At 69.7% G+C, this 20,269-nt stretch carries 19 protein-coding genes; 9 read left to right on the top strand and 10 right to left on the bottom strand.

The window, feature by feature from the left end; genetic code table 11:
• Window positions 1–10: 10 nt before the first annotated feature.
• From RUR49_RS23160 to RUR49_RS23175, 4 genes are all read right to left on the bottom strand, one after another.
• Window positions 11–1,828: an ABC transporter ATP-binding protein gene (locus tag RUR49_RS23160; protein ID WP_409148817.1), complete on the bottom strand. Its 1,818-nt coding sequence runs from the start codon at window positions 1,826–1,828 to the stop codon at window positions 11–13.
• Window positions 1,828–2,748, bottom strand: coding sequence for an ABC transporter permease (locus RUR49_RS23165; protein WP_409148818.1), 921 nt, complete (start codon window positions 2,746–2,748; stop codon window positions 1,828–1,830). The genes RUR49_RS23160 and RUR49_RS23165 overlap by 1 nt, the downstream gene beginning before the upstream one ends.
• Window positions 2,749–2,751: 3 nt before the next feature.
• Window positions 2,752–3,732, bottom strand: coding sequence for an ABC transporter permease (locus tag RUR49_RS23170; protein WP_409148819.1), 981 nt, complete (start codon window positions 3,730–3,732; stop codon window positions 2,752–2,754).
• A gap of 210 nt (window positions 3,733–3,942) precedes the next feature.
• Window positions 3,943–5,505, bottom strand: a complete 1,563-nt coding sequence (locus RUR49_RS23175; protein WP_409148820.1) for an ABC transporter substrate-binding protein — start codon at window positions 5,503–5,505, stop codon at window positions 3,943–3,945.
• Between the two features lie 369 nt (window positions 5,506–5,874).
• Here RUR49_RS23175 and RUR49_RS23180 point away from each other — a divergent pair, with 369 nt between their 5' ends.
• The 4 genes from RUR49_RS23180 to pth all read left to right on the top strand — a co-directional run bounded on the left by RUR49_RS23180 (window position 5,875) and on the right by pth (window position 9,574).
• Window positions 5,875–6,657: an HAD-IIA family hydrolase gene (locus RUR49_RS23180; protein WP_409148821.1), complete on the top strand. Its 783-nt coding sequence runs from the start codon at window positions 5,875–5,877 to the stop codon at window positions 6,655–6,657.
• A gap of 184 nt (window positions 6,658–6,841) precedes the next feature.
• A complete protein-coding gene (locus RUR49_RS23185) occupies window positions 6,842–7,870 on the top strand; it encodes a hypothetical protein (RefSeq protein ID WP_409148822.1) in 1,029 nt (342 codons plus the stop codon).
• 202 nt (window positions 7,871–8,072) lie between these two features.
• Window positions 8,073–8,690 (top strand): 50S ribosomal protein L25/general stress protein Ctc, encoded by a 618-nt coding sequence (locus RUR49_RS23190; RefSeq protein WP_409148823.1) that lies wholly within the window; start codon window positions 8,073–8,075, stop codon window positions 8,688–8,690.
• A 128-nt stretch (window positions 8,691–8,818) separates the two neighbouring features.
• On the top strand, window positions 8,819–9,574 hold the full coding sequence (gene pth / locus RUR49_RS23195) for an aminoacyl-tRNA hydrolase (protein WP_409148824.1): 756 nt from the start codon (window positions 8,819–8,821) through the stop codon (window positions 9,572–9,574).
• A gap of 129 nt (window positions 9,575–9,703) precedes the next feature.
• Here pth and RUR49_RS23200 read toward each other — a convergent pair whose 3' ends face one another.
• Window positions 9,704–10,408 carry a PRC-barrel domain-containing protein gene (locus tag RUR49_RS23200; protein WP_409148825.1) on the bottom strand — a complete coding sequence of 235 codons (705 nt, stop codon included), beginning with the start codon at window positions 10,406–10,408 and terminating at the stop codon, window positions 9,704–9,706.
• Window positions 10,409–10,741: 333 nt separating this feature from the next.
• Here RUR49_RS23200 and ychF point away from each other — a divergent pair, with 333 nt between their 5' ends.
• The 4 genes from ychF to RUR49_RS23220 all read left to right on the top strand — a co-directional run bounded on the left by ychF (window position 10,742) and on the right by RUR49_RS23220 (window position 13,745).
• Complete coding sequence (ychF, locus tag RUR49_RS23205) at window positions 10,742–11,833, top strand: redox-regulated ATPase YchF (RefSeq protein WP_409148826.1); 1,092 nt, start codon at window positions 10,742–10,744, stop codon at window positions 11,831–11,833.
• 271 nt (window positions 11,834–12,104) lie between these two features.
• Window positions 12,105–12,566 carry a MaoC family dehydratase gene (locus tag RUR49_RS23210; protein WP_409148827.1) on the top strand — a complete coding sequence of 154 codons (462 nt, stop codon included), beginning with the start codon at window positions 12,105–12,107 and terminating at the stop codon, window positions 12,564–12,566.
• A complete protein-coding gene (locus RUR49_RS23215) occupies window positions 12,566–13,042 on the top strand; it encodes a MaoC family dehydratase (protein ID WP_409148828.1) in 477 nt (158 codons plus the stop codon). The genes RUR49_RS23210 and RUR49_RS23215 overlap by 1 nt, the downstream gene beginning before the upstream one ends.
• Before the next feature lie 55 nt (window positions 13,043–13,097).
• On the top strand, window positions 13,098–13,745 hold the full coding sequence (locus tag RUR49_RS23220; RefSeq protein WP_409148829.1) for a LysE family translocator: 648 nt from the start codon (window positions 13,098–13,100) through the stop codon (window positions 13,743–13,745).
• A gap of 25 nt (window positions 13,746–13,770) precedes the next feature.
• On the opposite strand, the gene RUR49_RS23225 is transcribed toward RUR49_RS23220, so the two are convergent.
• From RUR49_RS23225 to RUR49_RS23235, 3 genes are read right to left on the bottom strand one after another with little or no spacing between them, the layout of a single operon-like run.
• Complete coding sequence (locus RUR49_RS23225) at window positions 13,771–14,250, bottom strand: hypothetical protein (protein WP_409148830.1); 480 nt, start codon at window positions 14,248–14,250, stop codon at window positions 13,771–13,773.
• Between the two features lie 31 nt (window positions 14,251–14,281).
• A complete protein-coding gene (locus RUR49_RS23230; protein ID WP_409148831.1) occupies window positions 14,282–14,440 on the bottom strand; it encodes a DUF3096 domain-containing protein in 159 nt (52 codons plus the stop codon).
• Entirely contained in the window at window positions 14,437–17,211 is a 2,775-nt protein-coding gene (locus tag RUR49_RS23235; RefSeq protein WP_409148832.1) for a cation:proton antiporter, read from the bottom strand. Before RUR49_RS23235 ends, RUR49_RS23230 begins: the two co-directional genes overlap by 4 nt.
• Before the next feature lie 346 nt (window positions 17,212–17,557).
• Here RUR49_RS23235 and RUR49_RS23240 point away from each other — a divergent pair, with 346 nt between their 5' ends.
• Window positions 17,558–18,112 carry a septation protein A gene (locus RUR49_RS23240; RefSeq protein WP_409148990.1) on the top strand — a complete coding sequence of 185 codons (555 nt, stop codon included), beginning with the start codon at window positions 17,558–17,560 and terminating at the stop codon, window positions 18,110–18,112.
• A 21-nt stretch (window positions 18,113–18,133) separates the two neighbouring features.
• Here the strand turns inward: RUR49_RS23240 and rlmN are convergent, their stop codons facing one another.
• Both rlmN and RUR49_RS23250 read right to left on the bottom strand, forming a co-directional pair.
• A complete protein-coding gene (gene rlmN / locus RUR49_RS23245; RefSeq protein ID WP_409148833.1) occupies window positions 18,134–19,396 on the bottom strand; it encodes a 23S rRNA (adenine(2503)-C(2))-methyltransferase RlmN in 1,263 nt (420 codons plus the stop codon).
• A 157-nt stretch (window positions 19,397–19,553) separates the two neighbouring features.
• Window positions 19,554–20,075: an invasion associated locus B family protein gene (locus tag RUR49_RS23250; protein ID WP_409148834.1), complete on the bottom strand. Its 522-nt coding sequence runs from the start codon at window positions 20,073–20,075 to the stop codon at window positions 19,554–19,556.
• Window positions 20,076–20,269: the final 194 nt, after the last annotated feature.

Raw genomic sequence — 20,269 nt, forward strand, 5'->3', positions numbered from 1 at the left:
TGCCCGTCGCCTAAGCCGCCGCCTCGACGTTCCCCGCCGGATCGAGCAGGTGGCACGCCGCGAAGCCGCTCCTCGTCGGGATCGGCTTCGGCGTCTCCACCCGGCAGCGACCGAAGGCCGACGGGCAGCGGGAGGCGAACGAGCAGCCGGGGGCGATGTCGATCGGGCTCGGCGGCTCGCCCTCCAGAATGTACTTCGTCGCGTCGAAGGGCTTCTCCTCCAGCGTCGGCGCGGCCGAGAGCAGCGCCTTCGTGTAGGGATGCTGCGGGTCGAAGAACAGGTCGTGGTTGTCGGCGAGCTCGACGATCTCGCCGAGATACATCACCGCGATGCGCGTGCAGACCTTCCGCACCATCGCGAGGTCGTGGGAGATGAACACGTAGGTGAGGTCGTTCTTCGCCTGCAGCTCGCCGAACAGCTCCAGCAGCTTCGACTGCTCGCCCTGGTCGAGCGAGGACAGCGTCTCGTCGAGGATGAGCAGCTTCGGCTCGAGCACCAGCGCACGGGCGATCGAGATGCGCTGGCGCTGGCCGGTCGACAGCGCCGTCGGCAGCTCGTGATAGAGGCTTTCGGCGAGGCCGACCTCTCCCATCGCCTTGCGCACCCGCGCCTCGATCTCCTTTTTCGAAAGCTCGCCGCGCAAGAGCAGCCCCTCGGCGATCATCCGGCCGACCGGCGAGCGCGGCGGCAGGCTGTTGTAGGGGTCCTGCAGCAGCAGCTGGAACTCGCGCCGCTTCGCCAGCAGCTCGCGCGAGGAGAGGGTGGCGAGCGAGACGCCGTCGAGGCGGATCTCGCCGGCGTCGGGCTTCTCGAGCCAGGCGAGCAGCCGCGTCAGCGTGGACTTTCCGCAGCCGGACTCGCCGACGATGCCGAAATTGTCGCCGGGGCGGATGTCGAAGGTGACGCCCCGCACCGCCATCACGCGGTTGTAGGCATTGAAGTGGCCGCGCCGGCGGACGAGGTAGGTGCGCTCGGCATCGATGACCCGCATCAGCGGTTCGGCGTTCGGGCGCGTCGGCCGGCGCTCCGCCTCGCCCTCGGTCCAGATCCGCGGCACCTCGGCGATGACGCGCTTCGTGTAGGCGGTCTTCGGTGACTTCAGCAGGGCCGCGATCGGCTGCTCCTCGACGATGCGCCCCTCGTGCAGCACGCCGACCCGCTCGGCGATCTGCGCGAGCGAGGCGAGCGAGGAGGCGAGGAAGATCAGCGCCATCTTGTGGCGCTCGCAGAGGTCGCGCAGCAAGAGCACGGTCTGCGCAGCGATCGTCACGTCGAGCGGCTGCACGACGTTGTCGGCGATCAGCACGGCCGGATCGGCGCAGAGCGCGTCGACGATCATGGCGCGCTGCATCATGCCGCCGGAATAGCGGTTGGGGTAGTCGTGGAAGCGCTCGCGCGGAGAGGGGATGCGCACCTCGGCGAGGAGCTGGATGATCTTCTCCGTCGCCTCCTTGCGCGACAGGTTCGGTCGCACCGACAGCAGCTTCTCGAGGATCTGCGGACCCACCGGCACCGTCGGGTCGAGCGCGCTCTGCGGCTTGGAGCCGATGTAGGCGATGTCGCGGCCGACGCGGAAGTCGCCCGCCTCGCGCGGATCGAGGATGTCGCGGCCGGCGAAGCGGATTCGTCCGCCGGTGTAGGCGAGGTTGCCGGGCAGCCAGTTCGCCAGCGCCCGGCTCAGCACCGTCTTGCCGGAGCCGCTCTCGCCGTAGACGCCGTAGGACTCCATCGAATCGACGGAGAACGAGATGCCGGAGAGGATCGGAGCGCCGCCGCCGACGGCGGCGACCGAGAGGTCGGAGACCTCGATGATCCGCGACCGTTCCATCACGCGCCTCCGTAGATCTTGTTGCGCGCCTTCTCGAGTGCCGCACCCATCAGGTTGATCGAGGTCAGCGCCACGGCGAGGAAGACGCCGGGGCTGGTGGCGATCCACCAGGCGTTGATGAGGTACTTGCGGGCGTCGGAGATGATCGTGCCGAAGCTCGGTGTCGGCGGCTGGATGCCGAGGCCGAGAAAGCCGAGGATCGCCTCGAAGATCATGATGCGGGCGATGTCGAGCACCGCCACGAAGGCGATCGGCGGCAGGATGTTGGGGGCGGCGAAGAGGAGCAGGATGCGCCAGTCGCCGGCGCCCACCACCCTGAGGCCGCGGACGTACTCCTTGCCGCGCTCGGCCACCGCTGCCGATCGCGCCACGCGGGCATAGAGCGGCCAGCCCGACAGCCCGAGCACCAGGATGATCGTCGGCACCGTCGGCTTCGAGACGCCGAGGATGGTGATCGCCAGGATGATCATCGGAATCGACAGCTGCGCGTCGGTCAGGCGCATGATCGCCGTGTCCCACCAGCCGCCCTTGAAGCCGGAGAGCAGGCCGAGGCCGCAGCCGACGATGAACATCAGGGCGACGGTGGTGACGCCGATGAACAGCGAGTAGCGCAGGCCCACGAGGCAGCGCAGCAGCATGTCGCGGCCGAGCTGGTCGGTGCCGAGCGGATGCGCCCACGACCAGTTCTCGCCGAGGAACAGAGGCGGCAGGAAGCGCGCCTTCATGTTCATCTTGGTCGCCTCGTAGGGCGAGATCTCCGGCACGATCGCCGAGGCGAGCAGGAGCAGCACGAACACCGTGAAGCCGATGCGGAAGCCAGTCGAGCGCCAGGCGGTGCCGAGGATCTGCCGGGCGATCGAGCCCTCGACGCGCTTGGGGCCGAGCTCGTCGGGGCCAATGGCGGCCATGGTGTCAACCATCGCTCAGAGCTCCACGCGCGGGTCGATCGAATAGGAGATCAGGTCGACGATGATGTTGACGAACACGAACACCGCGCTCGTCGTGATGGCGATCCCCTGGATGGTCGGGAAGTCGCGGTTGACGACCGAGTTGACGGTGAGGTGGCCGAGGCCCGGATAGTCGAAGATGTATTCGACCACGAGCACGCCGCCGATCAGGGCGGAGAGCTGGATGCCGAGGAGGTTCGCCAGCGGCACGGCGGCGTTGCGGAGCGCGTGGCCATAGACGATGCGCCGTTTCGGCAGGCCGCGCACGCGCGCCTCGTCGATGAAGTGGCTCTGCATGATCTCGCCGAGCGACACCGTCAGCGTGCGGATCAGGAAGGGCGCGATCTCCACGGCGAGCACGATCGCCGGCAGGATGACGTAGGCAAAGCCGCGGTAGCCGAGCGCCGGCAGCCAGCCGAGCTGCACGGACAACAGCAGGATCAGGATGATCGCCAGCCAGAAGTTCGGGATCGAGACGAACAGCGATTGGGTGGCGAAGGCGAGCATCCCCGGCCAGCCGTTCGGTCTGAGGCCGCCGGCGATGCCGATCGGGAAGGCGATCAGGCAGGCGAAGACGAGCGACACGCCGGCGAGCTGGAGGGTGAGCGGCACCCGCTCGAGGATGAGGTCGGTGACGGCCGCCATGTCGGCGCGCGTCGGGTCGACGTACTCGCCGCCCTGGGAGATCATGCCGCTTTTCGGGCGCAGGTAGGACTGGCCGAGGTCGCCCTGCAGCAGGCCCCACATGTAGCGGCCGTATTGCACGATGATCGGGTCGCGCAGACCCATCTTCGTCGCCACTTCCTCGACGACGTTGTCGGGCGCCATGCCGCCGACGATGAGGCGCACCGGGTCGCCCGGCACGACGCGCAGGAGCGTGAAGATCAGGAGCGACGTCAGGAAGATGATGACGAAGCCCTGAGCGATGCGCTTCAGGAGGAACTCGAGAATGTACATGCCGCTGCGGCCCCTACGCCATCGGTCGCATCGGGCCGTGTTGCGGCTCCGGAATTTGCGCAAGCCCGGTCGCGCGCGGGCGGCCCGGGAAGTCTCGCGGAAGGCGGGCCACCCGTAGGTGGCCCGATTTCGCGGGGCGGGGGTGGGGGCTCAGCCCCCACCATGCGGCAGTCCTCCGGCTCCGCCCGCCGATCGGCTCGGTCGAAGCGATCAGCCGAGGGTCGCCTTGTTCGCGTCCATCATGCCGTTCGGGTAGATGTAGAGGCCCTCGAGCTCCTTGCGGTAGGCATGGATGAACACCGAGGTGAACAGCGACAGCGCCGGCGCCTTCATGGCGATCATCGGCAGGGTCTCCTTCTGCAGGATGTCCTGGCGCTCGTTCACCGTGCCGGCGTTGCGCTCCTTGTCGAGCACCGCGTCGATCTCGGGGTCCTCGATGCCGCAGATGCGCTTCGACGAGGAGTGGAAGTGCGTGCGCAGCACGAGGTCGGGCTCCGGCGAACCGGTGCACCATCCGCAGTCGATCATGTTGCCTTCGCCGCCGCCGGGCTTGTCGTAGAGCAGGTTGCCCCACGCCGCGAGCTCGAGCACCTGCAGGTTCACCGGGAAGCCCTGTTCCTGCAGCATCGCGGCGATCACCTCGCCATATTCCTTCGTCTTCGGATAGAAGCCGACGGAGGTGTAGTAGGTGAGCTCGGGCAGGCCCTGGCCGTTCGGGAAGCCCGCTTCGGCGAGCAGCGCCTGGCACTTCTCCGGATCGAACTCCGGATAGTTGTCGACCTCGGTGTAGCCGAACTTCACCGGCGAGATGTGCGCCTTCGAATAGGTGCCGGAGACGCCGAGCACGTCGAGCAGCACGCTGCGGTCGATGGCGTGGCAGGCGGCCTGACGGATGCGGACGTCGTCGAAGGGCGGCTTCGAGCAGCGGAAGAACAGGTACTTGTTCTCCACCGACACCGCCCGGTTGATCTCGAAGCGGTCGTCCTTCTCGATCGTGTCGACCTGCTCCTGCTCGAGGCGCTCGATGATGTCGGCCTCGCCGTTGAGCAGCGCAAGCGTGCGGGTCGTGGTGTCACCGACATAGCGGTATTCGACGGCGGGGATGCCCGGCTTGCCGAGATAGAAGTCCGGGTTCGCCTCCATGAAGGTCGAATCGCCCTTCTGCTGGACGAAGCGGAAGGGGCCGGTGCCGTTCGGCTTCGCCGACAGCTGCGCCTTGTTGGCCACGTCCTTCGCCGACATGATCGGCAGGAACGATGACAGGTAGTAGAAGAGCGTCGCCGGGTAGCCGAATTCGCCGGTCTTGATGTGGCAGGTCAGGTCGTCGATCACCTCGACCTTCACCTGGCCCGGATACCACTGCGCCGGACGGTCCGGCTGGCAGCCGTACTCGTAGGTCGCCTTGACGTCGGCGGCGGTGAACGGGGTGCCGTCGTGGAACTTCACGCCGGGCCGCAGCTTCGCCTCGAGGGTGAAGTCGTCGATCGATTCGAGCGACGTCGCGAGCTCGAAGATCAGCTCGGTCGGGTTCTCCGGGCGCATCGGCGCGCGCGTCAGATAGCCGAACATGAAGCCCTCGGCGATCAACTGGCCGAGGTTCGTGTGGGTGGTCGGGTCCCAGTTTCCGGTCAGCGCCTCGGCGGCGAGGAAGCGCAGGGTCTTGGCATCCTGCGCGAAGGCCGAGGAGAACAGAAAGTCGGGATTGAGCCGCCCGATGCCGAACGCGCCGGCGCCGGCGAGCGTCCCCTGCATCAAAGTCCGCCTGGAAATCATCTGCCACTTCCCCTTGCAAGAAGAACGCTCGCGCATCGGCACGACTCCGGGCCGTCATCGGCCCGCATCGCCGTCCGCCCCGCCGGGCCGGCTCGCGACCTTTGCGCGGGCCGTTCCGCCCGCGCGTCGGATCGGCGGCCGCCGGTTTTCCTCCCCGATCGGCCTGCCTTCGACGAATTCTATCGGAACCCCTCCCGGCCAGAATTCCTGCCCGTCCACGATTCCGTTGCTCAGCGTGGCCGGCGCCGACGCGCCCCGTGGCCCCTCGGCAACGAGTTTCAGGAGGGTCGGCCATTCCGGCCGCCGCGCCGCCCTCTCTATGCTTCCTTCATCGCCGCGGCCGCGGCCCCTCGAGTGCAAGGACGCACCGTGACCGCACCCGCCCCGCTGCCGCCGATCCTCGGCGTCGTCTCCGACCTCGACGGCGTCGTCTATCGCGGCGCCGCCGCCGTCCCGGGCGCGGTCGAGGCCTTCCGCGCCTGGCACGCGCGCGGCATTCCCTATGCCTTTGTCACCAACAACTCGACGAAGTCCGCCGCCGCCTTCGCCGCCAAGATCGCCGGTCTCGGCATTCCGGTGGAGGAGGCGTGGGTGGTGCCGGTGGTGACCGCCACCGCCGACCTCCTCGCCCACCGCCTCGGCCGGGGCGGCCGCGTCTACGCTGTCGGCAACGCCGCGCTGTTCGAGGCGCTGGACGCCGCAGGCCTGGAGCGCACTTCCACCGACGTCGAAGCCGTCGTGGTCGGCCACGACGATACGTTCGACTTCGCCAAGCTGACGACCGGCGTGCGCGCGATGCTCGGCGGCGCCTTCCTCGTCGGCACCAATCCCGATCCGGTGACGCCGTCCGAACACGGCTTCGACCCGTGCGTCGGCGCGCTGCTGGCCGCCTACCGCACCGCCGCGCCGGACGCCGAGAGCCTCATCGTCGGCAAGCCCGAGCCGCACATGCTGCTCGACGCGCTCGCCCGCATCGGCACGCCGGCAGGCCAGACCGTGATGATCGGCGACCAGCTCGCCACCGACATCCTCGCCGGCCGCCGCGCCGGCCTCGGCACGGTGCTGGTGACGACCGGCGTGCCCAACCCCGCATCGCCGGACATCGTGGCGGACCGCACCATCGCGAGCCTCACCGAACTCCTGGACGCCTGAGGCGCGCGCCGACGAGGGTCTCCGCTCGCGCCGCATCACGTCCGGTCGCGCAAGAGTGAGCGCCGCCGCTCCGCCGCTCGGCTAGTCTCAGTGGCGTGGCTGCCGATGATTGCAGGGCGGCCCGCGTGAGCGACCGGCGCATTGCGAGGGACACGGGTCCCGCCACCGGTCGGGGGAGCCACCGATGTCGCCCGAAACCTCATCGCCCGCCGCCCGCCGGCAGCGTGTTCCGCGCCCGTACGCCTGCGCCGCTGCGACCGCGGCGCTCGCCGCTGCCGTGGTCGTCGCCACCCTCGGCGTCGCCCCGGCGCAGGCCGCCTCGAAAGTGCCCGGCACCGACTGCCTGTTCTTCCCGCCGGGCAACTGGTTCCAGGCCGACGTCAGCAAGCTTCCGGTGCACAAGCGCAGCGCGGCGTGGATGGAGAACATGTCGTCCGACCGCAACCTGCACCCGGACTTCGGCCCCTCCTTCGGCGAGATCCCGGTGCCCTACGGCATTCCGATCACCATCGTCGACGGCGACCACAAGCGCGTCGAGGTGAAGTTCTTCTACGCCTCGCAGAGCGACCGCGTGCGCTATCCGCTCGGCGGCGACACCAAGGTGGAGGGCGGCCAGTACAAGTCCGGCGACCGCCACACGGTGATCGTCGACCGCGACAGCTGCACGCTCTACGAGACCTGGGCGACCTCGAAGAAGAAGGGCAAGTGGTCGGCGGGCTCCGGCGCCGTCTGGGACCTCGACAGCGACAAGCTGCGCAAGGACGGCTGGACCTCGGCCGACGCCGCCGGCCTGCCGATCCTGCCGCTGCTGCTGCGCTACGAGGAGGTGGCGGCCGGCAAGGTCGACCACGCCATCCGCTTCACCACCGACGTCACCGACAAGAGCTACCTCTGGCCGGCACGCCACCAGGCCGGCTCGGTGAACGATCCCGATTTCCCGCCGATGGGCGCCCGCTTCCGTCTCAAGGCCTCGTTCAAGATCTCCAAGAGCCTGCGCAAGGACACCCAGGCGGTGCTGCGCGCCATGAAGAAATACGGCCTCGTGCTCGCCGACAACGGCTCGCCCTGGTACTTCCAGGGCACGTCCGACACCCGCTGGAAGAATGGCCTGATGGACGAGCTGAAGCAGATCCCGGCCTCCGCCTTCGAGGCGGTCGACACCTCGTCGCTGATGGTCTCGAAGAACTCGATGCTGGTGAAGACCCCCGACTGACGACGGATCTCGGCGCCCTGCGGCCACCGGTGCCTTGTCGCCCCGGCCGGCGTGGACTATAAGCCGGCCCGGTCCCGCACCCCTGGAGGCGGGCCACCGGGCGGCTTGCCGTCCGGCTCGAAGGCGGGCCGCCGTGGGCGGCCCGTTCGCGTCGGAGGGCGAGGTGCCCCCGACCGACAACTCAAGCAACCGGAGTGACCCAATGGCTCAGACCTATGAGCTCGTGGCCACGGTGCGCGATCGGGTTGGTAAGGGGGCCGCTCGTGCACTGCGTCGCGAACAGAAGATTCCCGCCGTCATCTATGGCGACGGCAAGACCGCCCTGCCGATCGCCCTGCCGCAGAAGGAAGTGTCGCTGAAGCTGCTCGCCGGCGGCTTCCTGACCACGGTGGCGACGATCGACGTCGGTGGCGACAAGATCCGCGTGCTGCCGCGCGACTATCAGGTCGATCCGGTGCGCGATCAGCTCATCCACATCGACTTCCTGCGCATCACTGCCGGCGACACCATCGCTGTCGAAGTGCCCGTGCACTTCCTCAACGAGGCGGCCTCGCCCGGCCTGAAGCGGGGCGGCGTGCTCAACATCGTCCGCCACGAAGTCGAGCTCGAGTGCCCGGCGGACGCGATCCCGGCCAACATCGAGGTCGATCTCACCGGCCTCGATATCGGAGATTCCGTGCACATCTCTGCGGTGAAGCTGCCCGAGGGCGTCACGCCGACGATCAGCGACCGTGACTTCACGATCGCCACGATCGCTGCGCCGGCCGTCCTGACGGCAGAGGAAGCAGCTGAAGACGCCGCTTCCGCGCCCACCGCCTGAGGCCTGGCGACGCGCTCAACGAACGTCGGCCGGCGGCGCCCCATGGCGTCGCCGGCTGCTGACCCGGCCGGCGCCCGTCGCGGCATCGTCCGGCGGTGCCACGGGGACGCCTCGCGAGGAGACTGCGCGTGTTCCTGCTCGTCGGCCTCGGCAATCCCGGCCCGCGCTATGCGCTGAACCGCCACAATGTCGGCTTCCTCGCCGTCGATGCGGTGCACCGGCGCCACGGCTTCGGCCCCTGGCGGCAGAAGTTCTCCGCCGAGATCGCCGAGGGCACGCTCGGCGGCGAGCGCACCATCCTCGTCAAGCCGCTCACCTACATGAACGAATCCGGCCGCTCGGTCGGCGAGATCGTCCGCTTCCACAAGCTCGCGCCCGGCGACGTGGTGGTGATCCACGACGAGCTCGACCTGCCGCCCGGCAAGGTTCGGATGAAGGTCGGCGGTGGCCACGGCGGCCACAACGGCCTGCGCTCGCTCACCGCCCACATCGGCGACGCCTACCGTCGCCTGCGCATCGGCATCGGCCACCCCGGCGACAAGGCGATGGTGCACACCTACGTCCTGCACGACTTCGCCAAATCGGATGCCGCGTGGGTCGACCCGCTGCTCGACGCCATCGCCGCCGACGCGCCGCTGCTCGCCGAGGGCAAGGATCAGACCTTCGCCAATCGCCTGCACCTGGCGCTGTCGCCGCCGAAGGGGGAGGGCGGCGAGCCGCGGCCGCCCCGGCCGCCGAAGCCGAAGGTGGAGGCGGCTGCGAGCGTTGCGACGGGCAATGATGCCGCTGATGCGCCCGCGCCGGCGTCGTCGTCCGAGCAGGTCTCGCCCGCCAAGGGACCCTTCGCCGCGCTGGCAAAATTCGTCCGGGGCAGTGGGGGCTGACACCCGCTCGCCGCCGGACCCCGGACGCGCGAAGGCCGGGCCGATTGCTCGGCCCGGCCTGGCGCCGGATGTTGCGGTCCGCGGGACCTCGCGAAAAATCTCCGGACCGCGTCTTCCGATTTCGCCGAATTACTGGGCGGGCGCCGGGGTCACCGGAGCCGGGGCCGGCGCCGTCGTGCGGGCCGGATCGTTCGCGGCGGTCGCGTCCTCGCGCTCCACCGGCTCGAACTCCGGCAGCGCCTCGATCTGCTCGGCGCTCATCGACAGCATCACCGAGCCGTCGTTGCCGTCGATGGTGAGGTCCTCCCACGGCAGCAGAACGGACTTCTGGCCCATGCCGAGGAAGCCACCGAAGCTCACCACGGCGCCGACGATGCGGCCCTGCTCGTCGATGACGAAGTCGTCGAGGGTGGCGAGATCCTCGCCGGCGGAGTTCTCGACAGGCTCACCCTGGAGCTCGGTGGCGAGCACGGTGCCCATCGGCTGCGTGCCGCCGACGATCGTCACCCGGTCGTCATCCATGCCCGTGCCGGTCGCCGCGGTACCCATGGTCCCGGTCGTTCCGGTGGTGCCCATCGTGCCGGCCGTGCCGGTGGTGCCCATCGTGGCCGGATCGTTGGCCTGGCCCATCATGGCCGGATCGTTGGACTGACCCATCGAGCCCTGCTCACCCTGGGCGCCCTGGATCGGCTGGTTGTCGATCTGGCCCGGCACCGTGGTGTTCGGATCGGGCGCGGTGCCGACCCCGGGCGCCGTCTCAGTGGCGGCGGGCGGCGTCGTCTGGGTGTCCTGCGCGAAAGCAAGCGGCGCGGCGGCGAGGCCGAACCCGAGCACAGCGATAGAAGTCGAACGAAGAAGAACATTGCGCATGGCGAAGCTCCCTTTTCTGAGGCAAAATCTGATGTCCCGATGCCGGTGAATGCTCTCGCGAACCTTCCGCATCGGGCTGCTCGGAAAACGTGTTCTCCGCCTATTCGTTCCATGGGTGTGGTGTGTTTTTGCGTGTCGCGATCGAAGGCGCACGGGCCGGGGCACACGAATGGCTGCCCCTTGACCGCCCTGCGAAGGACGGCCAAGAGATCGGCCGGCGTCGCCCCGGCTCCGCACTCAAACTGACGAAGGCGCGCTCCGTTCCGCCCGCCCTGTTCGCCCGAAGGACTTTCTTCCATGGGTTTCAAATGCGGCATCGTCGGCCTGCCCAACGTCGGCAAGTCGACGCTCTTCAACGCGCTGACCAAGACGGCGGCGGCGCAGGCCGCGAACTACCCGTTCTGCACCATCGAGCCGAACACCGGTGAAGTCGCCGTTCCCGATCCGCGCCTCGAAACGCTGGCGCGCATCGGCAAGTCCCAGCAGATCGTGCCGACGCGGCTCACCTTCGTGGACATCGCCGGCCTGGTGCGCGGCGCCTCGAAGGGGGAGGGGCTCGGCAACCAGTTCCTCGCCAACATCCGCGAGGTCGACGCCATCGCCCACGTGCTGCGCTGCTTCGAGGACGGCGACGTCACCCACGTCGAGGGCAAGATCGACCCGGTCGCCGATGCCGAGACGGTCGAGACCGAGCTCATGCTCTCCGATCTCGACAGCCTCGAGCGCCGCGTCGTGCCGTTGCGAAAGCGCGTCTCCGACAAGGAGGTGAAGGCGCAAGTCGAGCTGATGGATCGCGCCCTGACGCTGCTGCGCGAAGGCAAGCCCGCCCGTCTCGTCAAGCTCGCGCCGGAGGAACGGCGCGCCTTCGAGATGCTCAACCTCCTCACCGCCAAGCCCGTCCTCTATGTCTGCAATGTCGACGAGGCGTCGGCCGCGACCGGCAACGCCCTGTCGGAGCGCGTCGCCGAGATGGCGAAGGCCCAGGGTGCCGGCTGCGTCGTCATCTCTGCAGCCATCGAGGCCGAGATCGCGCAGCTGTCGACCGAGGAGCAGAAGGACTTCCTCGAGACCCTCGGCCTCGAGCAGCCCGGTCTCGACCGGCTGATCCGCGCCGGATACGAGCTTCTCGGCCTCGTCACCTACTTCACGGTGGGGCCGAAGGAGGCGCGGGCCTGGACGATCACCCGCGGCACCAAGGCGCCCGGGGCGGCCGGCGTCATCCACACCGATTTCGAGCGCGGCTTCATCCGCGCCCAGACCATCGCCTTCGACGATTATGTCACCCTCGGCGGCGAGGTCGCCGCCAAGGAGGCCGGCAAGGCGCGCGACGAGGGCAAGGAATATGTCGTCGCCGACGGCGACGTGCTGCTCTTCAAGTTCAACACCTGAGAGCCTGTTTGGGACTTGGAGGCGGTCGTGATGGAGCTCCGGCGAGTCGGATGCAAGGAGGAGTGGCGACGGCGATGCCGCGCATCGCGGAGCCGCTACGACGCTGCAGCCGGCCGCCGGAGCTCCACCTCCGGCGCGAGGAATTCGACCGCCCGCGGCGTCGGCGCCCTTGCCGATGCCCCCGGCATCGGCTGCGGCCACCTCCTGACGGATCGGGCGAATTGCTCGCGTCACGGCCGCCTCCAAGTCCCAAACAGGCTCTGAGACGATGATGGACGCGGGACTGCTCCACTACGAGGACATCGAGCTCGGCCGCGCCATCACCCTCGGCAGCCGCACCGTCACGGCCGAGGAGATCATCGGCTTCGCCCGGCTCTACGACCCGCAGCCCTTCCACCTCGACGAGGAGGCGGCCCGCGCGACGCCGCTTGGCGGCCTCGCCGCCTCCGGCTGGCATACGGCGGCGCTGATGATGCGCCTCTATGTCGACGGCCTGCTCGCCGGCATGGCCTCGATGGGTTCGCCTGGCATCGAGCAGCTCGACTGGTTCGCGCCCGTCCGTCCGGGCGACACGCTCACCGGCACCTTCACCGCCGTCGGCAAGCGCGTCTCGAAGAGCCGGCCGGAGATGGGGCTGCTGTCGATCGTCATCCACCTCGACAACCAGCATGGCACCCGAGTGCTGGAGATGCGGGCCACCGCACTCTGCGCGACCCGCGAGTGGGCCGCCTGATGTGGGTCTTCGAGGACATCCCGTTCGGCCACCGCATCGAGGTCGGCTCGGTGACCGTCTCCGCCGAGGAGATCGTCGCCTTCGCCCGCGAGTTCGACCCGCAGCCCTTCCATGTCGACGAAGAGGCGGCCGCTGCCAGCCACTTCGGCGGCCTCGTGGCGTCGGCCTGGCACACCTCCGCCTTGTTCATGCGCGCCCTCGTCGAGCGCGTCGACCGGCTCGCGGACGAGATCCGCGCGGCTGGCGGCGAGCCCGGCCGCCTCGGTCCGTCGCCGGGCTTCGAGGACATGCGCCTGCCGCGGCCGGTGCGCCCCGGCGACACGCTGCATTTCAGCGTGACGCCGCGCGACGGCCGACCGCTCGCCTCGCGCCCCGGCTGGGCGGTGGCGCACTTCGACAACACCGTCACCAACCAGCACGGCGAGGTGGTGATGACCTTCCGCTCCGCGGTGTTCGTCTCCCGCCGGCCGGATTGATTCCGGCGCCGGTCGGGCGCAGACAGGAGGACATCCGCCGCGCCGGGAGCCGCCGATGTCCGCCCTCGCCTTCGTCCCCGACCTGCCTGTCCTCGCCGCCTTCGTGCTCGCCTGCGTCGCCATCACGCTGACGCCGGGGCCGGACATGGCCTTTTTCCTCGGCAAGTCGGTGACCCAGTCCGCGGCGGCCGGATTCGCCGCCTTCGCGGGCTGCACGACCGGCCTCGTCGTCCACACCGTGCTGGTGGCGGCGGGCCTCGCGGCGCTGCTCGCCACTTCCGCCACAGCCTTCCTGGTGCTGAAGATCGTCGGCGCCGCCTATCTCCTGTGGCTCGCCTTCGAATCGGTCTGGAAGGGCAACGCCCTGTCGCGGCCCGTCGCCGGCGCCGCGCCGGAGCGGCTGACGCGCATCTACATGAAGGCGCTGACGGTGAACCTCCTCAACCCGAAGGTCATCGTCTTCTTCGCGACCTTTCTGCCGCAATTCGTCACCGCCGGCGACCCGGCGGCGAGCGGCAAGTTCCTGTTCCTCGGGCTGACGATGATCGTGGTGTCGACGCCGATCACGGTGGCGATGATCCTCGCCGCTGGCCGGGTGTCGGCGACGCTGCGCGGCTCGCGTCGGCTCGCCCGCGCCATCGACTGGCTGTTCGCCGGCGTCATGGGCGGCTTCGCCGCGCGGCTGCTGCTGGCGCGGGCCTGATGCCACTTGCCGCCAAGGCGACGGCTTACGCCGGCGGTGACAGCGCACGGCGCCAGTCGCCGGAGCGCCGGCCGGCGACCAGCCAGTAGACGAAGCCCGCGACGAACCCGGCCGCGAGCGCGGCGAGCATGGCGTCTTCCGGCGGCGCCGCCGCGGTCACCGCGAGACCGTCCGGCACCACCAGTGCCGCCCCCGCCAGCCCGCCGACGGCGAGCCAGGCGACGAGCGGCCGCAGCGACCATGTCTCGGCGGCGATCACCGCCACCGCCCAGACGACGACGAACCCCATCGTCGGAAATCCCGACAGCAGCAGCTGCACGAGACCGACGGCGAGGCGGCCGCCGGTCTCGCCCAGCCACAGCTGCGCGTCGCCGGTGATGCGCACGAGCTGGTGGCCGCCGATGTCGTTCCACGGCCCGGCGCTGGCGGCGAACACGACTGCTGCCGTGGCCGTCGCGGCGACGTAGCCGAAGCCGATCCGCAGCAGATGCCAGAGCAGGATCACGCGGGCCGCCGCTGCGGGGCTGGCGGTTCGGCTAGTTCAGCCCGTTCAAAATGTTGGGCCACAGCCCCAGCACGCCGATGATGATGAGGTAGGCCGCCACGGCATAGTTGAGGATGCGCGGCACGATCAGGATCAGCACGCCGATCACGATGGCGAGGAGGGGCTGCAGCGTCACGACGTCGATGGTCATCTCGGCTCTCCGTCTTCGGGCTTCTTTTCGTTCAACGCGCCCGGTGCGTTCCTGGTCTCGCTCACCGTGTCCGGCTCGTGCGGCGCGGCCGGAGCGTCCGCCGGCACCTCGGCCGCGCCGGTCCCGACGTCGGCCGGGACGGCGATCTCCATCGTGGCTGCTTCGGGGTCGGACGGTCGCGCCTGCACCACCGTCGGCTCCATCTCGAGATGCGCGTCGGCGGCGGCCGCGGCGTCGCTCGCCTTGCCGTCCGACACCTCTGCCTCGGCGTTGTCGATGTCGTCACCCGGCCGCGCCATGATGCGGCCAAGCCGGATCGCCGCGACGCGGTCGACCTCGGCGGCGATGTCCGGGTTGCGGGCGATCAGCGCCTTGAATTCGTCAGCCTCCAGCACGAGCAGCTGGCAATAGGCGATCGCCGTGACATCCGCATTGCGGCGCGCCCCGGTGAGGATGGCGAGCTCGCCGATGAAGTCGCCGCGGCCGAGGCGGATCGGGCCGGTGGCGGTCGACACCTCGACGGCGCCCGAGGAGACGAAGTAGACGGCATCGCCCCGCTCGCCGCGTCGGATCAGCCGCTCGCCCGGCACCGCGAAGCGCGGCCTGAGCAGCCTCGTCACCTGGGCGATCTGCTTGGGGTTGAGGTTCTGGAACAGCGGGAAGTGGCTGACGAGTTCCTGGGTGTTCAGCCGGAGGTCGAGCCGTGGCCGCGTCTCCGTCGCCGCCCGCGCGCCGGCGATGTCGCGCTGCAAATCGTGCAGAACCTCGGCGTTGATCAGCCGGTCGGCGAACAGCGTCTCGTATTCGAGCTCCTCGCGCCTGAGGCCCGTGCGCGCCAGGAAGCGCCGCTCGAGCTCCAGCGAATAGTCCGGATATTGCAGCTCCAGCGCATCGAGCGCCCGCCGCGTCGCCTCGCGACGCTGGGTCAGGATGTCCTCGACGATCTCGGCGACGCGGTGGCCGAAGACCGGGGCGATGCGGTCGCCGACGAACGGCACCAGTTCGCCGAGCACGATACGCTGCACCAGCAGCCGCTCGAAGCGGTCGGCGAGCGCCTCCACGAGGAAGCTGTCGATGCGCAGGTAGCGGTGGAGCCGCAGTGCGATGCGGAAGCCGGCGGAGTAGCCGATCATCCGGCGGGCGGCGCGATTGTACTCGACGCGGCCGCCCGCGCGCGCCCGCTCGCGCAATTGCCCGGTCTCGGCGAGCAGCCGCTCGATGATGCGCACCGACACCGTGCGCCGCCGGAAGTGCTGCTGCAGCAGCGCCCGCTCGCGGTCGGCGAGCGAGACGAGGGCGAAGGTGATGCGGTCGCGGTCGAGGACGTCGTCGTCGGCGCCGACGCGCTCGAGCACCTCGGCGATGCGGGTGTCGTAGCGGCTGATGACGTCGTCGGCGAGCGGCGCCGGCATTTCGGTCGATTCCGCCGTCCGCTTCACGGAATCCCGGACGTTGCGCAGCGCCAGGGCGAGGCCGCTGTCGCGCTGCGCCCGGTCGAAGGGCGACAGCTGGTCGAGCTTCAGCACCCGGATCAGCGGCCTGAGCGTCGTGCCGCTGACGAGCAGCGTGAACAGCGTGAAGCCCGTCGCCGTGGTGGCGATGAAGCGCTGTACCTCCGGCGGCACCATCGGGTTCTCGGTCACCGCCAGCGCCAGCGCCAGCGTCACCGCCCCGCGCAGGCCGCCCCACAGGATGACGACCTTGAACTTGTTGTCGACCATCGCGGACAGACGCACCAGCGTCAGCAGCGGCAGCAGACCGAACAGCGTCAGCGCGCGCGAGGCGAAGGCGGCGGCGATCAGCACGACGAGGGGCAGCACCTCCCACAGCTCGATGTTGCCGAGGAGCCGCGGCACCAGCAGCGAGGCGAGCACGAAAATCAGCGACGCCGCCCAGAACTCGAGCTGCTCCCAGATCTCGCGCAAATAGCGCCAGGCGTCGGGCGGCACCCGCGTCGGGCCGTTGAGGTTGATGGCGATGCCGGCGCCCACCACCGCGACGACGCCGGACAGCTCCAACTGCTCGCACCCGATGAAGACGAGATAGGGCAGGGCGACGCTGATCGTCACGATCGCCGCCGGGATGTCGCGCACGATGCGGAACAGCGAGGCCGTGACCCGGCCGGCGACATAGCCGACCACCGCCCCGCCGATGCCCTTCACCGAGAACGCCACCAGCGCCTCCGGGAAGCTCGTCGCCCGGCCGGAGATCAACAGATCGAGCAAGAGCACGAAGAGCGTGATGGCGGCGGCGTCGTTGAGCAGGCTCTCCCCCTCGACGAGCCGCGTCAGCCGTGCCGGTGCGCCGAGCTCGCGGAAGATGCCGACGACGGCGACCGGGTCGGTGGTGGCGACGATCGCGCCGAGCAGCAGGCAGACCACCAGCGGCTGGCCGGACGCCCAGGCGACGGAATAGCCGATGAAGACGGTGGCGAGCAGCACCGCCACCACGGCGAGCAGCAGCACGGGTGCTGCGTCCTCCGCCATCCGCCGCACGTCGAGCGTCAGCGAGGTCTGGAACAGGAGCGCCGGCAGAAAGATGTAGAGGAAGGTCTCCGAATCGACCGGCAAGTCGACGAACGCCCGTGCCACCTCGTTGAAGGTGTCTGTCAGCGGCGTGAACAACAGGTAGGTGGCGCCGACGCCGATGAGGATGCCGACGGCGGCGAGCAGCACCGACGGCGGCAGGCTCAGCCGGCCGGCGAGCGGCTGGATCAGCGCGATGATGACCAGCAGGACCGCGACCGCCGTGAGGACGAGCGGCAGCGTCATCCGGGCCGCAATGCCCCGGTCTCGTCCCGTGCTCCGCTGGTCATCCGAGTTCCTCGCTGCTGCGGCACCGCCGGCGATTCGGGACCGCCCGTCCGCCCGCGCCCTCTTTTCCAACGCCACGCCGGCCGGCGCAATCGGCCAATGTCGCACGGTACCCGGGCCCGCCCCGGCAGGCTCGCGGCAGATTGGGGCTTGATCGCGGCGTCCCCGACGCGCATGTCACGTCAGTCTCGAATGACTACAGACCGAGGATCGCGCCGTCTTGTCCACCGATCCGGGCCAAGCCCCGCCGGCCACGAAGTTCCCGCCGGCCACCGGCCCCGCCGCGCCGGCGCCCCGTCGCCACCTGAACCCGATCCTGAAGCTCGCGCTCGAGCTCGGTCCGCTCGGCATCTTCTTCTTCGCCAACGCCCGCTTCGACCTGTTCACCGCCACCGCCGCCTTCATGGTGGCGACGATCGTGTCGCTGTCGGTGTCCTACGCCCTGGTCCGCCGCGTGCCGGTGATGCCGCTGATCTCCGGTGCGCTGGTGCTGGTGTTCGGCGGTCTCACCCTCGCGCTCCAGGACGAGCTCTTCATCAAGCTGAAGCCGACCGTCATCAACCTGATGTTCGCTGCCGTCCTGCTCGGCGGCCTCGCCTTCGGCAAGCCGCTGCTCGGCTACGTCTTCGACGAAGTGGTGAAGCTGGACGCCGAGGGCTGGCGCAAGCTGACGCTGCGCTGGGGGCTGTTCTTCATCGTGCTGGCGGTGCTGAACGAGGTGATGTGGCGGATGTTCTCCACCGACACCTGGGTGACGTTCAAGGTGTTCGGCGTGATGCCGCTGACCCTCGTCTTCGCCTTCGCCCAGATCCCGCTGATGCAGCGCCACGCCCTGCCGGAGCCGCCGCCGAAGGCGTGACCGGGGCGACGCGGCGCCGCCTCAGTCCTCGTCGCTGCCCGCCACCATGGCTTCCAGCGCCAGGCGCTCGCGGGCGCGCATGCGCTGGCTCTCCGACTTCAGCTGCCCGCAGGCGGCGAGGATGTCGCGGCCGCGCGGCGTGCGGATCGGCGAGGCGTAGCCGGCCTCGTTGACGATGTCGGCGAAGGCCTCGATCGTCTCCCAGTCCGAGCACTCGTAACCCGAGCCCGGCCACGGGTTGAACGGGATCAGGTTGATCTTCGCCGGAATGCCCTTGAGGAGCCGCACCAGCGCGCGCGCGTCCGACGGGCTGTCATTGACGCCCTTCAGCATGACGTACTCGAAGGTGATGCGCCGCGCGTTCGACAGCCCCGGATAGCGCCGGCAGGCGTCGAGCAGCTCGGCGATCGGGTACTTCTTGTTGAGCGGCACCAGCACGTCGCGCGTCGCGTCGTTCGCCGCGTGCAGCGACACGGCGAGCGACACGCCGATCTCCTCGCCGGCCCGCGCGATCATCGGCACGACGCCGGACGTCGACAGCGTGATCCGCCGGCGCGACAGCGCGATGCCCTCGCCGTCGGAGGCGATCAGCAGCGCCGTCTTCACCTCGTCGAAATTGTAGAGGGGCTCGCCCATCCCCATCATGACGATGTTGGAGACGAGCCGGCTGCCCTCCGTCGGCACCATCGCTCCGTCCGGCGTGCGGCCGCCGGGATGGTCGCCGAGGCGGTCGCGGGCGACGAGGACCTGCGCGACGATCTCTTCGGCCGTGAGGTTGCGGACAAGGGTCTGCGTGCCGGTGTGGCAGAACGAGCAGGTGAGCGTGCAGCCGACCTGGCTCGAGACGCACAGCGTGCCGCGCCCGACCTCGGGGATGTAGACCGTCTCGACCTCGACCGGCCTCCCGGCGCCGCGCGCGGGCATGCGCAGCAACCACTTGCGGGTGCCGTCGGAGGAGATCTGCTCGGTGACGATCTCCGGCCGGGCGATGGTGAAGCGCTCCGCGAGCAGGGCCCTGAGGTCCTTGCCGACGTTGGTCATCGCGGCGAAGTCGGTGACGCCGTAGTGATAGAGCCACTGCCAGATCTGGTTGGCGCGCATCCGCGCCTGCCGCTCGGCCACGCCGGCCGCGACAAGGGCGCTCGCCAGCGCCGGCCGCTCCAGGCCGATCAGCGACGGCTTCTCGGCGGCGCGGGCCGCACTGGCCACGACAGGGGCGGGCGCCGGGCCCGCCACGGGGGCGTCGGCAGTCGTCTGGCGGGTGGCGTCGAGAACGACGGTCATGATTCCGGTCCGGCTCTCTGGGCCGCGCGGCCCGAAACGGCAGCGCCCCGGACAGGCCGGGGCGCTCCTTGGTCTTTGTAACGGGGCAACGCCTCGCCCTAATCTAGTGGATCGGCGCGCCGCCTGCCACCGCCGCGGTCCGCGCCGTCAGGCGAGATCAGGGGCAGGCCTTGTCGATCTCCCCCACCGAGGCGGAAATGCCGGAGAGCGAGAAGGTGTAGCTCGTCGGATTGCCGCGGCCCGAGGTGCCGGCGACGCTCATCGAGCGGCCCTTCTTCATCGCGGCGACGAGCGGCGCCTCCTGGGCGGCGTTCTCCACCCAGGCGCCGTCGCCCTTGGTGAAGAGCGTGAATTTCTGCCCGTCGATGTCGACGGAGACCCGCGACCCGTCCTGGAACGGATAGCCGACCAGGATGCTCGGCTCGTTGCGGACGCCCTCGCCGGGGCGGTTGGAGACGAAGAAGAACACGTCCCCGTGGTTGAGGTTCGGCGGCGTCTTCGCCTTCGGCGTCGTCATCGCGAAGCAGACCTTGCCGGGGCCTTCGCCGTGCGAAAAGGACGACCAGTCGTTGTTCTGCTTGATGAGGGCGGGCTCGCGGCCGGTCGTGCCCTGGGCGAAAACCGGGCCCACCGCAGCGAGGCCCGCGAGCACCGTGAAGGTCAACGTACGTACGTGCATCGTCTCCTGCCGCTCAGTGTTCCTGCCCGCCGCCGGGTCCACGCCGTGTCCCCGCTGCGCCACCGCTTGATAAAGCACCGCGTAGCGTTACGGAACCGTTGACGGTTCGGATTCCGCGAGCGACCTGCAGGTGCCGGCCGGGTGCTGTTCGTGCACGAGAGGCCGACGTGCAGGTGTCGCGTCCGTCCGATCGC

Origin of the sequence: Pseudoxanthobacter sp. M-2, from assembly GCF_046156265.1 — a bacterium.
GTDB lineage: Bacteria > Pseudomonadota > Alphaproteobacteria > Rhizobiales > Segnochrobactraceae > CAMDHY01.